Annotated in this window: 13 protein-coding genes and 1 riboswitch; of the genes, 4 read left to right on the plus strand and 9 right to left on the minus strand. The window is 70.7% G+C overall.

The features are described 5' to 3' along the window. Positions 1-25 precede the first annotated feature (25 nt). The 5 genes from CG740_RS30845 to clpS all read right to left on the minus strand — a co-directional run bounded on the left by CG740_RS30845 (position 26) and on the right by clpS (position 4,389). Positions 26-1,000, minus strand: a complete 975-nt coding sequence (locus tag CG740_RS30845) for an ABC transporter substrate-binding protein (protein WP_100578577.1) — start codon at positions 998-1,000, stop codon at positions 26-28. Positions 1,001-1,038: 38 nt separating this feature from the next. Further along, positions 1,039-1,170: riboswitch (cobalamin riboswitch) on the minus strand. Between the two features lie 38 nt (positions 1,171-1,208). Continuing rightward, entirely contained in the window at positions 1,209-1,631 is a 423-nt protein-coding gene (locus tag CG740_RS30850; protein WP_100578666.1) for a Mov34/MPN/PAD-1 family protein, read from the minus strand. Positions 1,632-1,719: 88 nt separating this feature from the next. Further along, on the minus strand, positions 1,720-3,183 hold the full coding sequence (locus CG740_RS30855) for an amino acid permease (protein ID WP_100578578.1): 1,464 nt from the start codon (positions 3,181-3,183) through the stop codon (positions 1,720-1,722). 319 nt (positions 3,184-3,502) lie between these two features. Beyond that, on the minus strand, positions 3,503-4,084 hold the full coding sequence (locus tag CG740_RS30860; RefSeq protein WP_100578579.1) for a DUF2017 domain-containing protein: 582 nt from the start codon (positions 4,082-4,084) through the stop codon (positions 3,503-3,505). Continuing rightward, the gene (clpS, locus tag CG740_RS30865) at positions 4,084-4,389 is read right to left on the minus strand and encodes an ATP-dependent Clp protease adapter ClpS (protein WP_100578580.1); all 306 of its coding nucleotides are present in this window, start codon (positions 4,387-4,389) and stop codon (positions 4,084-4,086) included. The genes CG740_RS30860 and clpS overlap by 1 nt, the downstream gene beginning before the upstream one ends. A 269-nt stretch (positions 4,390-4,658) precedes the next feature. Between clpS and CG740_RS30870 the strand changes: the two genes are divergently transcribed. Both CG740_RS30870 and CG740_RS30875 read left to right on the plus strand, forming a co-directional pair. Then, on the plus strand, positions 4,659-5,987 hold the full coding sequence (locus CG740_RS30870; protein ID WP_100578581.1) for a nicotinate phosphoribosyltransferase: 1,329 nt from the start codon (positions 4,659-4,661) through the stop codon (positions 5,985-5,987). A 114-nt stretch (positions 5,988-6,101) separates the two neighbouring features. Next, on the plus strand, positions 6,102-6,689 hold the full coding sequence (locus CG740_RS30875) for an isochorismatase family protein (protein WP_100578582.1): 588 nt from the start codon (positions 6,102-6,104) through the stop codon (positions 6,687-6,689). Positions 6,690-6,724: 35 nt separating this feature from the next. On the opposite strand, the gene CG740_RS30880 is transcribed toward CG740_RS30875, so the two are convergent. Both CG740_RS30880 and CG740_RS30885 read right to left on the minus strand, forming a co-directional pair. Continuing rightward, positions 6,725-7,024, minus strand: a complete 300-nt coding sequence (locus tag CG740_RS30880; RefSeq protein ID WP_100578583.1) for a hypothetical protein — start codon at positions 7,022-7,024, stop codon at positions 6,725-6,727. A 135-nt stretch (positions 7,025-7,159) separates the two neighbouring features. After that, a complete protein-coding gene (locus tag CG740_RS30885; protein WP_100578584.1) occupies positions 7,160-9,550 on the minus strand; it encodes an immune inhibitor A domain-containing protein in 2,391 nt (796 codons plus the stop codon). A 421-nt stretch (positions 9,551-9,971) separates the two neighbouring features. Here CG740_RS30885 and CG740_RS30890 point away from each other — a divergent pair, with 421 nt between their 5' ends. After that, positions 9,972-10,304, plus strand: a complete 333-nt coding sequence (locus tag CG740_RS30890) for a hypothetical protein (RefSeq protein WP_100578585.1) — start codon at positions 9,972-9,974, stop codon at positions 10,302-10,304. On the opposite strand, the gene CG740_RS30895 is transcribed toward CG740_RS30890, so the two are convergent. Further along, the gene (locus CG740_RS30895) at positions 10,290-11,093 is read right to left on the minus strand and encodes an RDD family protein (protein ID WP_100578586.1); all 804 of its coding nucleotides are present in this window, start codon (positions 11,091-11,093) and stop codon (positions 10,290-10,292) included. The two genes, CG740_RS30890 and CG740_RS30895, sit on opposite strands and share 15 nt — an antisense overlap. A 75-nt stretch (positions 11,094-11,168) precedes the next feature. Then, positions 11,169-12,629 (minus strand): RDD family protein, encoded by a 1,461-nt coding sequence (locus tag CG740_RS30900; protein ID WP_100578587.1) that lies wholly within the window; start codon positions 12,627-12,629, stop codon positions 11,169-11,171. Positions 12,630-12,926: 297 nt separating this feature from the next. Here CG740_RS30900 and CG740_RS30905 point away from each other — a divergent pair, with 297 nt between their 5' ends. Continuing rightward, positions 12,927-14,093: a glycosyltransferase family 39 protein gene (locus CG740_RS30905; RefSeq protein WP_100578588.1), complete on the plus strand. Its 1,167-nt coding sequence runs from the start codon at positions 12,927-12,929 to the stop codon at positions 14,091-14,093. The last annotated feature ends 39 nt before the right edge of the window (positions 14,094-14,132 follow it).

Consider the following 14,132-nt stretch of genomic DNA (forward strand, 5'->3'; position numbering starts at 1 on the left):
CCGTCCCCCGCTCGCGGCGGCACCCTCACTTCCCCGCCCCGAGCTGCGCCGCCAGCTTGGCGACCGCGTCCGGGGCCCGTACGCCGGTGACCATGTCGGAGAGCGGCAGGACGGCGAAGCGGTTGTTCTTGACGGCGGGGACGGAGGCGAGGGCCGGGTCGTCGCGCAGGCGCTTCTTCTTGGCGTCCACGCTGGTGCCGCCGTAGTCGAGGATCAGGATGGTCTCGGGGGCGCGGGCGACGACGTTCTCCCAGCTCGCGTCGCCGAAGGACCGCGTCTTCAGGTCGTCGGCGAAGACGTTGCGGCCGCCCGCGCGGGTCACGATGTCGTTGCCTATGCCCTTGCCGCCCACGGTGAACGCCGTCTTGTCGCCGCTGTCGTAGACGAAGACGGGGGTGGGCGTCTTGTCCTTGCGTGCCGTGCGGGTGCGGTCGTTGGTGGCCTCGGCCGAGCGGATCCAGGACTCCGCGCGGTCACCGACGCCGAAGGTGCGGCCCACCTCGCGGACCTCCTGGTACACGTCGTCCATCGTGGTCGCGGCGCCCTTGGGGCAGTTCTCCACGTTGAGGCGGGACTTGATGCCGCTCTTGGCGAGCGCCTCGCGCGCGCGGCCCTCGCCCGCGGCGAAGGCGGAGGCGTAGCCGCCGTAGACGAAGTCCGGGTTCACCGAGAGGAGCTTCTCGTACGAGGGGTATTCGGCGGCCAGGACCGGGACCGAGCGGTAGTCCGCCGCGTACTGCGGCAGCACCTTGTCGTCCAAGTAGGCAGTCCCGGCAAGGGACTTGGCGAGGCCGAGCGCCAGCATCACCTCGGTGGCGTGCTGGTTCATGGTCACCGCCCGCTTCGGGGGCGCGGTGTACGTCGTGGTCACCCCGCAGTTGGTGACCGTGTAGGGGAAGCCGGGGGCGGACGCGCCGCCGGCTTCGGGCTTCGCCTGGGTGGTGCACGCGGCGAGCGGGAACAGCAGGGCGGCGGCCAGGGCCGCACGGCGCCAGAGCATGACTGAGCTCCTCCAAGGGGATTTCCACGTCCCCTGTCGTCGGGAGAAGGCGGCAGGTCAGTTCCTGGCTTCCGGCTCCGCGGGTTCGCCGCGGGGCCGGTCACAGTGGCGGGACCGTGCCGGATTCGCACCGGCTTCCTGGTCCTGCCGCCCGATGATCGAAAAGTGCGTAGGCACAGTATGCGGGATCACCGGGCGCGCGTATCCGTCAGTAGGCCTCTACGACCCTTACGTCTTCCTCCGTGATCACGCCGTCCACGATGCGGTACGAGCGGAACTGGAACTCCCCGGCCCCGTCGGTGTCCGCCGTCGAGACCAGGACGTAGTGCGCGCCGGGTTCGTTGGCGTACGTCACGTCGGTGCGCGAGGGGTAGGCCTCGGTCGCGGTGTGGGAGTGGTAGACGATGACCGGCTCCTCGTCGCGGTCGTCCATCTCGCGGTAGAGCTTCAGCAGGTCCTGCGAGTCGAACTCGTAGAACGTGGGCGAGCGGGCGGCGTTCAGCATCGGGATGAAGCGCTCGGCGCGGCCGGTGCCCGCCGGGCCCGCGACCACACCGCACGCCTCGTCGGGGTGGTCGGCGCGGGCGTGCGCGACGAGCTGGTCGTACAGGGCCTGGGTGATGGTCAGCATGTCGGCAAGGATAAGCATGCGGGCCGTTCCGTATCGAGGTGCGATACGGAACGGCCCGCATGATGAGAACGCGCAGGTCAGCCTGGCATCAGCTGCGCTTGGCGAACGCCTTGTTCTCGGGGTTCTTGGCCTTGAGGACCAGGTAGGAGACACCGAGGATCAGGGCCCACAGCGGCGCGCAGTACAGCGAGACGCGGGAGTCCTTGTCGATGCCCATCATCACGATGACCATGAAGATGAAGAGCAGTGCGAACCAGCTGGTGTACGGGGCGCCGGGGGCGCGGAAGCTGGACTGCGGCAGCGCTCCGGCGTCCGCCTGGCGGCGGTAGCGGATCTGGCAGACGAGGATCATGATCCAGGCCCACATGCCGGAGATGGTGGCGAAGGAGACCACGTAGTCGAAGGCCTTGCCGGGCGCCACGTAGTTGATCCACACGCCGACCAGCATGAGGGCGGCGGAGACCGTGGTGCCGACCAGCGGCGTGCCGCTCTTGGTCAGCTTGGTGAAGACCTTCGGGCCCTGGCCGTTGAGCGCGAGGTCGCGCAGCATGCGGCCGGTGGAGTACATGCCCGAGTTGCAGGAGGAGAGCGCGGCGGTCAGCACGACGAAGTTGACGATGCCCGCGCCGACGCCGAGGCCCATCTTCTGGAACGCCGCGACGAAGGGGCTGACGCCCGGCTGGAACTCGTGCCACGGGACGACCGAGAGGATCATGATCAGGGCGCCGATGTAGAAGACGGCGATGCGCCACGGCACGGTGTTGATGGCCTTGGGCAGGGTCTTCTCGGGGTCCTTGGACTCGCCCGCCGTCACACCGACCAGCTCGACGGCGAGGAAGGCGAACATGACGATCTGGAGGGTCATCAGCGTGCCGCCGATGCCCTTGGGGAAGAACCCGCCGTCGTTCCACAGGTTGGCGACGGTGGCGGTGTCCGCGGCGTCCGAGAAGCCGACGGTGAGGATGCCGGCGCAGATCAGGATCATGCCGACGATGGCGGTCACCTTGACCATGGAGAACCAGAACTCCAGCTCGCCGAAGAGCTTCACGGAGATGAGGTTCACGGCGTACAGGATGAGCGTGAAGATCAGCGCGTAGGCCCATTGCGGGATGCTGCCGTGGGTCCAGAAGGACATGTACTGGGCGGCCGCGGTCACTTCGGTGATGCCGGTGACGACCCAGAAGAGCCAGTACGTCCAGCCGGTCACGAAGCCCCAGAACGGGCCGATGAACTCACGGGCGTACTCCGAGAAGGAGCCCGACACCGGGCGGTACATGAGCAGCTCGCCGAGGGCGCGCATGATGAAGAAGATGACCAGGCCCGCGATGGCGTAGGCCAGGATGAGGCTGGGGCCGGCCTTCGAGATGGCCTTGCCCGCGCCGAGGAACAGGCCGGTGCCGATGGCACCGCCGATCGCGATCATCTGGATCTGCCGGGCCCCGAGGCCCCGCTGGTATCCCTCGCCCGAGCCTTCGCCCGAGCCGTGGGCGGTCCCCGCGGCCTCATTGCCGGCAGGACGGTCGTCGTGCTTGTCGACCTGCGCTGAGGTCATGGTGGTGCGCCTTTCTCCATGCCGACCCGTCCGCCTCGGTCACGAAGCGACGGATCAGGTCCTGATCCCCCCGGATATGGATGGAGTGCCACCGGCGGTCAGCCGGTCGAAGCGCCCCCGGGAACATGGGTGGCGTCCCCGGGTGGTCGTGAAGATTTATCACGGGCTTATGGGTGATCCCCAGTTGCCTTTGTGGCGCACACCACAGGAAGAAGCGGACAAAAGTCCCTCGACATGACAAAGCAGGTCGATGTGGTGATGCGATCGTTATACGGATTTGAGCGTCCGCTGAGCGAACGGCCATCCAGAGGCCGATCGGTCAGGGCATGAGCGTTTCGATGAGTGTTTCCTGGAGCACACCGAGCCACAGGTACGCCATCACCATCGGCTTGCGCGGATCGTCGTCCGGCAGCCGGTACAGCTCGCCGCTCTCGTCCTCGTCGGTCACGTCCAGGCGGGTGCCGATGGTCAGGCGCAGATCGTTGAGCGCGCCCAGCCAGTGCCGCGAGTCCTCGGCGGCCAGCTTCAGGACCGCCCCGCCGTCGCCCCCGGGGGTCAGCGAGTCGAGGCCGTGGACCACCGCGAGGGCGTCGGCGCGCTTGCGGGCCCGCAGGTCGTTCTCGGTGAACCGCCTGAACTCGCTTGATTTGGCGCGCAGTTCATCGCTCTCCTCGCTCGCGTAGGCCTCGGGGAAGAGGCGGGCGAGCGCCGGGTCGGCGGGCGGTTCGCTCGGGCCCTCGGCGAACAGGGCGGCCAGCGGGTCCTCGTCCTCGGCCGGCTCGTCGCCCGGCCCGATGAGTTCGAGCAGCTGGACGGCGAGCGAGCGCAGGATGGCGATCTCGACCTCGTCGAGCGCGACGGCCGCGCCACCGCGGGGCAGCGCCTCGAAGTGCCCGGCCATCAGCCGCGGTCCTGGGTGAGCGTGGCCCACAGGCCGTAGCCGTGCATCGCCTGCACGTCGCGTTCCATCTCCTCGCGGCTGCCGCTGGAGACCACGGCCCGTCCCTTGTGGTGCACATCGAGCATCAGCTTGTGGGCCTTGTCCTTCGAGTAGCCGAAGTAGGACTGGAAGACGTACTGCACATAGCTCATGAGGTTGACGGGATCGTTGTGCACGAGCGTCACCCAGGGCACGTCCGGCTCGGCGACGGGAAGACTCGACTCCGCCGACTCGGGGCGTTCGATCTCTACCGGGGCAACGCTCACGACTCTGGGCGACCTTGTCTGTTGTGCCGGGTCCGGGGACTGCCCCCGGGGAAGTGCGACGCCGGGGGCCCGGGAGAGGCCCCCCGGGAATGACAGCCACGGCCTCCATGCTGCCACCCGGGGCCGGTCATCGCACAAACGGACCCTAGAAATCGTCAGAGTGACGAGTATTCGGGGTAGCATCCCCCCAGGCCCCAGCTTTCGGGGCCGGTGACCGAATACCCGGCCGGCGTGTGCCCGGCCCGGACGAAAGTGCGAGGTGGCTCGCTGTGAATGCCCCGGACCTCGGGCTGCCGGTGGACGTGCCGTCGACCGCGCTCTTCACCGACCAGTACGAGTTCACGATGCTCCAGGCCGCCCTGAAGGCCGGCACGGCCGACCGGCGCTCGGTCTTCGAGGTCTTCACCCGCCGGCTGCCCGAGGGCCGCCGCTACGGCGTGGTCTGCGGCACCGGACGCGTCCTGGACGCCGTCGAGAACTTCCGCTTCGACGCGGATGTGCTCGGCTTCCTGCGCGACCGCAAGATCGTCGACGAGCCCACCCTGCGATGGCTCGCCTCCTACCGCTTCAGCGGCGACATCTGGGGCTACCCCGAGGGCGAGGTCTACTTCCCGGGCTCGCCGATCCTGCGGGTCGAGGGCTCCTTCGCCGAGTGCGTGCTGCTCGAAACCGTGATCCTCTCGATCCTCAACCACGACTCCGCGATCGCGGCCGCCGCATCGCGGATGTCCGCCGCGGCCGGCGGGCGCCCGCTGATCGAGATGGGCGCGCGCCGCACCCACGAGCTGTCCGCGGTCGCCTCCGCGCGGGCCGCCTACGTCGGCGGCTTCAGCACCACCTCCGACCTCGCGGCCGGGTTCCGCTACGGCATCCCCACCGTCGGCACCAGCGCGCACGCCTTCACCCTGCTCCACGACAGCGAGCGGGACGCCTTCCGGGCCCAGGTCGACTCGCTCGGCCGCGGCACCACCCTGCTCGTCGACACCTACGACGTGGCCGAGGCGGTGCGCACCGCCGTGGAGATCGCCGGGCCCGAGCTCGGCGCGGTCCGGATCGACTCCGGCGATCTGCTCCTGGTCGCCCACCGGGTGCGCCAGCAGCTGGACGAGCTCGGCGCGACCAACACCAGGATCGTGGTCACCTCCGACCTCGACGAGTACGCCATCGCCTCGCTCGCCGCGGCCCCCGTGGACGCGTACGGGGTCGGCACCCAGCTGGTCACCGGCTCGGGGCACCCGACCTGCTCGATGGTCTACAAGCTGGTCGCCCGCGCCCAGTCCGCCGACCCGAAGGCCCCGCTGCAACCGGTCGCCAAGAAGTCGCTCGGCGCGAAGTCCTCGGTCGGCGGCCGCAAGTGGGCCGCCCGCCGCTCGGACGCGTACGGGATCGCCGAGGCCGAGGTCATCGGCACCGGCGCGGTACCGTCCGGACTCGCCGACCGCCAGCTCCTGGTCGAGCTGGTCAAGGGCGGCACGGTGGTGGCCCGCGAGCCGCTGGACACCGCCCGCGAGCGGCACATCGACGCGCTGGCCGCCCTTCCGATGTCCGCGGGCCAGCTCTCGCGCGGCGAGCCGGTCATCCCGACCGAGTACGTGTGAGCCGCGCCCGGCGGGGTCTTCCGCCCCCGTTTGCCCCCTGCCGTGCGCCGCGCGAAGTCTCTACGCTCAAGGAACAGCGCCCGTGACGGGCCCGCAGACCGAAGGAAAGACGACATGCACCGCGCCTTGATCGTCGTGGACGTCCAGAACGACTTCTGTGAGGGCGGCTCCCTCGCGGTCGCGGGCGGCTCGGACGTCGCCGCCGCGATCACCGACCTGGTGGGCCAGGCGGCCGGCTCCGCCTACCGCCATGTGGTCGCCACCCGCGACCACCACATCGACCCGGGCGCGCACTTCTCGGACGCCCCCGACTTCGAGCACTCCTGGCCGCCGCACTGCGTGGCCGGCACCGAGGGCGTGGGCTTCCACCCGAACTTCGCTCCCGCGGTCGCCTCCGGGGCGATCGACGCGGTCTTCGACAAGGGCGCGTACGCCGCCGCCTACAGCGGCTTCGAGGGGCTGGACGAGAACGGGCTCTCGCTCGCGGACTGGCTGCGGGCCCGGCAGGTGGCCGAGGTCGACGTGGTCGGTATCGCCACGGACCACTGTGTGCGGGCCACTGCCCTGGACGCGGTGCGGGCCGGGTTCGCCACGACCGTGCTGCTCGACCTGACGGCCGGGGTGGCCGAGCACACCACCTCGCTGGCCCTGGAGGAGCTGCGGGCGGCCGGCGTCGAGCTGTCCGGCAAGCCCGTGGTGTAGCGGGCGACCACGTGAGCGGTACTGCGGGAGCCCGGCTACTTGAGCAGGGCGCGTATCGGGTGCCAGAGCTCTTCGGTGGTCTCGGGGGCCGTGCGCCACAGCAGGCCGTCGGGGTGGTGCAGGACGGCCGTGATCTCGTCCAGGGTCGGGGGCTCGGTCTGGCCGCGCAGATAGACGGCGCGCAGGCCCAGATTGCGGAGCCGGGTCAGGGCCCGCGCCCGGTTGACGGCGTGCACCAGGACACGCACGTTCGTACCCGGCGCGGCCGGGTTCGGCAGCGTGAGCGCGACGACCACGCTGCCGCCTGGCAGCTTGCAGAAACCTCCGCCGGGCATGCCGGACCACTCCCCCTGTAAGACGACGCGTTGGACTCGCTGTCAATAAGGACTCGTAGGACGCACCTAAACACGATCGGCCGCCGCCCGCTAGAGGGCGACGGCCGATCATGGTTTGACCTGCGGTTTTGAAAATTACTTGGTGGAGGTGCCGACCTTCACCGTGATCGTCTGGCCGTTCCACGGCTGGTCGACGATCGAGATCCGCGTGTTGGTGTCAGGAACCTTGACGCTGCCCGTCGGGTTCTCGGCGTACCAGTACGTGCCCTTGTGGTCGTCGAAGACCGGGACGCCGGGCTGCGACTTGATCTTCGTCGCCACGTCCGCCTTGTGCAGCGTGAAGGCGTCCGTCCGGTACTGGCTGAACGGCGCGTCGAACGGCTGGATCTTGTTGCGCAGCAGCGTGCCGTCGGCCCACTTGAGCGGCTTGGCGTGCGCGTCGACCGGCAGGATCAGGCCCTGGCCCGGGTGGGCCGAGACGTTGTTGTCCTTCTGGGAGGTGTCCCAGAGCCAGATCAGCAGACCGCGCTGGTACGGGTAGTGCTCGACCCAGCTCGGACGGGTCGTGGAGAAGCCGAAGTTGTACGGGCCGACCTTGAGGGTCTGGTCGTACGAGACGTACTGGCGGTTCTCCGCGAGGTAGTACTGCGGGTAGTCGTTGGTGAAGGACTCCCCGATGCGGGAGAAGTTCTTCGCCGTCCAGCCGTTGTCGCCGCCCTCGGCGCCGTCGGTGACGACTGCGGTGCCGTCGGCGGTGACGGTGATCGCGTCGGCGGTGAAGCCCTTGCCGCCCGCGCCGCCGTCCGTCTGGTAGCGGAAGCGGAGCTGGATCTGCTTGCCCGCGAACTGGTCCAGCGGGTACGACAGCTTCTTGTACGCGCCCGAGGCGTCGGTCAGGGCCGGCTTGTCGCTGGAGTCGCGCGGGATGGCCTTGCCGTCGGCGGTGCCGTCGAGCGCGGTCCAGCTGGCGCCGTTGTCCGTGGAGACCTCGGTGTAGAGGAAGTCGTAGTCCTTCTCGATGTCCCACCAGCCCGAAAGGTCCAGGGACGCCTTGGACTTGCCGGTCAGGTCGACCGACCGGGTCAGGGTGTTGTTGAGGTTGTCACCCATCCCGCTCCACCACTGCTTGGAGCCCTCGACGGGCTTCACGACGGTGGTGGTGACTTCCTTCTTCGGCAGCTCGACGACGAGCGCCTGGTTGTTCTTGGTGTTGTACTCCGAGACGCCCAGCTTGGCGGTGATCTTCGAACCCGCCTTCACCGAGGCGTAGTCGAGCCAGCCCAGCTGGAGCTTGTCCCAGGCGGTCATGTCGCCGGGCAGGTCTCCGATGGAGTCCTTGCCGGTGCCGAGCCAGGAGCCCGCCGACATCAGGGACCAGAAACCGACCGAGTTCTCGGCGGTGTTGGTGGTGTCGTAGAGGTCCGGCAGACCGAGGTCGTGGCCGTACTCGTGGGCGAAGACACCGAGGCCGCCGTTCTCCGGCTGCATGGTGTAGTCGCCGACCCACATCCCGGTGTCGCCGATCTGGGTGCCGCCCGCCTTGTTGTAGGCGGGGCCGGTCTTGCCCGCGTCGGTGCCGTAGGCGTACCAGCGGTGCGCCCACAGGGCGTTGGTGCCCTGGGCGCCGCCGCCCGCGGACTCGTCCTCGCCGGCGTGCACGATCTGGAAGTGATCGATGTAGCCGTCGGGCTCGTTGAAGTTGCCGTTGTTGTTGTAGTCGTTGCGGTCCCACTGGTCGTACTGCCCCAGGGTCGCCTTGATCTGCGCGTCCGTCTGGCCCTTGGCCTTCTGGTCGGCGACCCAGGCGTTGACGCCGTCGCGGACGGTGTCCCACACGTTGGCGCAGTTGGTCTGGCCGCAGTAGTTGGAGCCGTAACGGGCCTCGTTGTACGGGATCTTGACCCAGTCGGTGACCTGGCCGTCGACCGAGTAGCGGCCCGAGGACGTCTTCTCGTAGTACGTCTTCAGCGAGTTGACGTTCTTGCCCGTACCGAAGTACAGGTCCTGGAAGTGCTTCTGGTTGTAATCGGCCTGCCAGGCGGTCGAGTTGTCCTTCGACCGGTCCGGCTTGGCTATCTGGTTGTGCGCCGGGCCGGGGTTGCCGCCGTACTTGGGCTGCGGCGGCTTGGGGCCGTCGGGGCCGTCCGGGTCGTACATGGTGGTGTTGTCGACCTGGTCGCCGAACTCCACCAGGATCGTGAAGATCTTGTCGGTCTTCTGCCGGCCGAGCTCGACGTACTTCTTGTCGCTGAGCTTGACGACGTCGGAGCCGCCGCGCTTCTCGACCTGCTTCTTGCCGGACAGCACGCCTTCGAGCGCGGCCTGGCGCTGCTGGGCCTGCTGGTCGGTGAACGGGCCCTTGAGGTTGTGCTCCTGGCCGTTGGCCGTCGACGGGTCCTGGCGCTGGACCGCCACCGGAGCCTTCGAATCCGCCTGGGCGGTGGCGTACACCGAGCCCGTGGCGCCGGCCGTGGCGAGAGCCACGAGCACGGCGGCGGCTCTGGCCGCCCTCCTGCTGCTGGTCACTTGACGATTTCCTCCCCCGCGGCCGGCAGGAACCGGGGGGTGAGGGGTTGGCTCCGGTGCTCGACACGCGTCTCAAGTGACGACATTGGACCGGAGTTACCAAAGAAAAGACAGATCTTGACTTGTTCGTGCCAAGTACATTATGCAGAAGGCCAGTTCCGTTATCCGAACATGACGAACGTGGTAACAGACCGGGACAACAGGTGCACACATCTCGGCATGTGGACCGGGTCGCTTCGCGGAATGACTCCGTGCGCCCCCCGTGCACCGGCACTGCGGGTTAGGTCACGCTTACCAACAGTTCCCCTCGGGCATGGACCGACGTAGAGTCGCTTGGCAGTGCGATCCGGTGGCCAGGCCCGCCGGTTGAGAACGGTCGAGAGGCTCACCCCCTATCCGAACCTTCAGGACGGATAACGCCATGCCGCGTCCCACTGCCGCACAGCTCTCCTACGGTTCGGCCACCGTCGTCTTCTCGACCGTCGCCATGCTGCTGCTCTCCCGCACCGAGTCCGGCGTCGGAGTCGCGGTCATCGTCCTGGCCGCGCTGCTGCTCGGCCTCCTGGTCGCCGTGACGGTCCCCATGCCGCTGCCCCGCCGGGCCCGCGCCGAAGCCAACGCCGACGGCCGCACGGCCCCGGTCGCTGGTGCGACACCGGAGAGCCGTGCGGCCGTCGGCGGGAGCTCCGCCGTGCGGGTTCCCGCCCCCCGCGAGCGGCGGGCGGTCACGCGCGAGCACTCACTGCGGGGTTGAGACCACCACCACCGTCTTGCCGGCCTTGTCGTGCCAGCCCTGCCGGTACGGCTTGTCCGCCACGATCGTGATGGCCAGGACGATGTCCCACAGGCAGTAGCAGCACAGCACGAACGGCGCCCACAGCACGGCGGCCCGGGCGAGCGAGGCATTGGTGGTGGGCACGCTGCCGTCGTTGAGCATCGCGACCCGCAGCCCGAGCAGTTTCTTGCCCAGCGTCTGACCGGACTTGGACACCATCAGGGTGTCGTAGCCGACGTAGACGACGAGCGTGATCAGCAGCCAGAGCAGACCGGTACCGGAGTACGCCTTGCTGATCACCTCGGTGCCGGAGTCGCCGTTGTCCGTGGTGGAGATGACGACCCGGTTGCTGGTCGCCCACTCGATCAGGCCGAGCGGGACCGCGATGATCAGGAAGTCGATGACACGGGCCAGGAACCGCTTGCCGTAGTCGGCGAGCGGCGGCATTCCGGCCAGCGGGTCGACACCGCCGTAGCCGCCCCCATAGGGGTCGGAGGGCGGTGGCGGCGCGCTTCCGTACGGCGAGCCGCCACCGGGGGGAGGCGGTCCGCCGTACGGGCCTGCGCCGCCGGGGGGCGGGGGCGCGCCATAGCGGCCCGCGCCACCGGGCGGCGGGCCCGAGCCGTAGGGGGAGTCACCGGGCGGCGGCCCCGCGGGCGGCGGCTGCGCGCCCCCGTAGGGGGACCCGCTCCCCGGAGGCTCTGACGGCTTCTTGAGGAACGGGTCGTCCTCGGGGGGCTGACCGGGCGGCGGCTGATCGGTGCTCATGCCGGTAGTGCAACGCGCGCGCGTTGCCCCCGCGACCGGGGGGACGCCGTTCGGGGGACGCCCCGGCCCCGGACCTCAGCCCTGCGCGACGAAGGTGCGGGCCGCCTTGTCGTGCCAGCACTGGCGCCACGGCCGGTCGAAGACGCACCACACCACATTGACCACGCCGACCGCGCAGAGCCCGAGCACCCCGTAGACCAGCCAGCGCCGCGCCGCCTGCCCGAAGGTGGGCGGCTCGTACGACTCGATGCCGCGCACCTGCACCCCGCAGAGCCGCTTGCCGAGCGTGCGGCCCCACTTGGCGGTGGGCAGCGCCTCGTACAGCAGACCGAGGACGAGGAAGCCGCCGAGCACGATGCCGAGGAGGCCGGCCGTCGTGCCGTCGAGGAGGTAGACGGTCACCGTCCGGCCCGACAGCTTCGCCGCGTCGATCTTCTCCTGGACGTGGTCGCCCACCTTCGTCAGGAGCGGTACGGCGAGGCCCCCGACGAGGGCGCCGAGCAGCACGGTGTCGACCAGCCGCGCGATCAGACGCCTGCCGAGCCCGGCGGGCCGGGCCGAGGCCTGCGCCTGCGCGGCCGCGAGGAACGGGTCGGAGACCGGAGGCTTCCACGGCACGACGGGTTCCTGCGACTGCACCTGCGCCTGCGCCTGCGGATCGGGCTGCGCGAGCCGGTGCACCTGCTGCGCCCAGGAGGCGGCCCCTCCCCCGGGCCCCGCCGTCATCGGCGACCCGGGCACGGCCGAGTGCGGCTGCCCGGACTGGGGCTGCGAGGGCTGCGGCTGCACGGGCTGGTGGTGCGAGGGCTGCGGCTGCCCGGGGTTCGGCTGGGCGGGCTGGGGCTGCACAGGCCGTGGCTGTACGGGCTGCGGCTGTACGGGTGCCGAGTAAGCGCCGTCCGCGCGGCCCGTCGGCGACGACCCCAACGGGCTTGCCGAGGACGGTAGTTGGGCGCGGGCAGGGGGTGGCTCCACGGCGGGCGGCATGGCACCCGCCGGGCGCCCGGGCTGCTGCTGGTTCTGGTGCGGCACCGAGGTGCCGGGCCGCGCGGAAGCCGTCGGCGGTACCGGCTGCGGGGACTGCGCCGGCTCCGCGCGCCGGGGGTCGGGCAGACGCGGGTCGGCCGCTTCGGGCAGTCCGCGCGGATCGACCGGCCGGCCCCAGGAGACCCGGCGGTCCTGGTCGCCGCCGAAGCCGGACTGGTGGGCGGCGTCCGCGTGCCAGGCCGGTTCGGGCCGGACGCCCTGGCCCTGCGCGAGCGCGGACCCGGGCCCCGGCTCGTCGAGGAAGACGGGCCCCGTCTCCTCGGCGGGGGCGGCCTGGACCGGCGGGGCGGCGGCGAGCGAGGGAGCCGGGGCGGGAGCCGCGCCCGGCGGCGGGGTGGGCGGCGCCTCGCCCGCGGCGGGGGCGGGCCGGCTCGTGCCGGGCACCCAGGAGACCCCGTTCCAGTACCGGACATATCCCGGAATGGAGGGGTCCGGGTAATACCCTTCCCGGGCTACGCTCCCGCCGCTGTCAGGAGGAACCGTCGCCATGTCCCCAACTCCGTTCCGATCCAGCACACTTGATCTCTGCCGCGGCGGCCCGGCCGGACCGGGCACCGACCGCGCGCTTCCGCTTGTCCCAGGAGGACAGTAACGAAGAACGCGCGGCCGGTAGCAGGAAGCCGGGGAGTAAGACCGCGTACGAGCGACTCCGGCCCCCTCCGCGCACCCCGGGACCGGACCGCGCGGCGGGGTCCCGCGAGTGCGTACAGTCGTTGCCGATCGAACTGGTGCACCCGGCCCGGCCGGTCAGGAACGTGCCAGGCCGGTCAGGAAAGTGAGTGGGGAATGCGCGTGGGGCCTGGCCGAACCGGTCACGACGATCCGGCGACCGGCTCCCTGTCGGCGGCGTCCGCGCCGCGGCGGGCCTGGTCGGCCGTCGCGGTCTTCGCGGCGATCCGCGCGCTCGGCCTGCTGGTCCTCGCCCTGTGGTCGCGCCTGGCCGGCTCCGACGCGCACGACCTGCTCTCGGCGCGCTGGGACTCGATCTGGTACGTACGGGTCGCCGAGTCGGGCTACGACTTCACGCTGACCGCGCCCGACGGGCGGGTCCTGTCCGACCTGGCGTTCTTCCCGCTGCTGCCCTGGCTGGAGCAGGCCGTCGCCGCGGTGAGCCCGCTCGGGCCCGGCGACGCGGGCCTGCTCATCAGCGGCCTCGCGGGGCTGCTCGCCGCCTGGGGCATGTATCTGATGGGCCATCACCTGTACGGGCACCGGGCGGGGTTGCTCCTGGTGGCGCTGTGGGCGGCGATGCCCGTCGGGATCGTCCAGTCGATGGCGTACAGCGAGGCCCTCTTCGCGGCGCTCGCCGCCTGGGCGCTGTACGCGGTGCTGCGGCGGCGCTGGGTGGCGGCCGGGCTGCTCGCCTCGCTCGCCGGGCTCACCCGCCCGGTGGGGCTCGCGGTGGCCGCCGCGCTGTGGGCCGGGGCCGTCGTGGAGGCGCGGCGCACCCGGCGCCTGGACGCGCGGATGCTCATCGGGATGGTGCTCGCCCCGCTCGGCGCGGCCGGCTATGTCCTGTGGGTCGGGGTGCGGCGAGGCAGTCCGTTCGCCTATCTCGATGTGCAGGGCGAGTGGGGCAACGGCTTCGACGGGGGCCTGGCGTACGGGGAGTTCATCCTGGACCACCTCGGGGGGTGGCCCGTCGCGCTCGCCGGGATCGCCCTGATCGCGGGGACCGTGCTCGCCCTCGGCGCGTTCGGGGCCTGTGTGCGCGGGCGCCAGCCGCTGCCGCTGCTCGTCTACACCGGCATCGTCATGGCCCTCGCGCTGTGCTCGTCGGGCTACTTCGGCTCCAAACCACGGCTGCTGCTCCCCGCGTTCCCGCTGCTGCTTCCGCTGGCGCTCGCCCTGTCACGGGTGCGGCGCGCCCGGGCGGCGGCGGTGGTGGCCGTGCTCGCGCTGGGCTCCGCGGTGTACGGGGCGAGCTGGCTCAACGGCTCGGGCCCGCCGTAGGAGAGGCCGGGTGGCCCGCCGTAGGACCCGTAGGAGAGG

It is taken from the genome of Streptomyces sp. CB01201, from assembly GCF_002803085.1.
Taxonomy (GTDB): Bacteria; Actinomycetota; Actinomycetes; order Streptomycetales; family Streptomycetaceae; genus Streptomyces; species Streptomyces hundungensis.

Coding starts and splice junctions, on each gene's coding strand:
- CG740_RS30860 (WP_100578579.1), bottom strand. CDS start 4,084: ATGGCCGGGCACTTCGAGGCGCTGCCCCGCGGTGGCGCGGCCGTCGCG.
- CG740_RS30875 (WP_100578582.1), top strand. CDS start 6,102: ATGCACCGCGCCTTGATCGTCGTGGACGTCCAGAACGACTTCTGTGAG.
- CG740_RS30895 (WP_100578586.1), bottom strand. CDS start 11,093: ATGAGCACCGATCAGCCGCCGCCCGGTCAGCCCCCCGAGGACGACCCG.
- CG740_RS30900 (WP_100578587.1), bottom strand. CDS start 12,629: ATGGCGACGGTTCCTCCTGACAGCGGCGGGAGCGTAGCCCGGGAAGGG.
- CG740_RS30905 (WP_100578588.1), top strand. CDS start 12,927: ATGCGCGTGGGGCCTGGCCGAACCGGTCACGACGATCCGGCGACCGGC.
- CG740_RS30850 (WP_100578666.1), bottom strand. CDS start 1,631: ATGCTGACCATCACCCAGGCCCTGTACGACCAGCTCGTCGCGCACGCC.
- CG740_RS30890 (WP_100578585.1), top strand. CDS start 9,972: ATGCCGCGTCCCACTGCCGCACAGCTCTCCTACGGTTCGGCCACCGTC.
- CG740_RS30880 (WP_100578583.1), bottom strand. CDS start 7,024: ATGCCCGGCGGAGGTTTCTGCAAGCTGCCAGGCGGCAGCGTGGTCGTC.
- CG740_RS30845 (WP_100578577.1), bottom strand. CDS start 1,000: ATGCTCTGGCGCCGTGCGGCCCTGGCCGCCGCCCTGCTGTTCCCGCTC.
- CG740_RS30855 (WP_100578578.1), bottom strand. CDS start 3,183: ATGACCTCAGCGCAGGTCGACAAGCACGACGACCGTCCTGCCGGCAAT.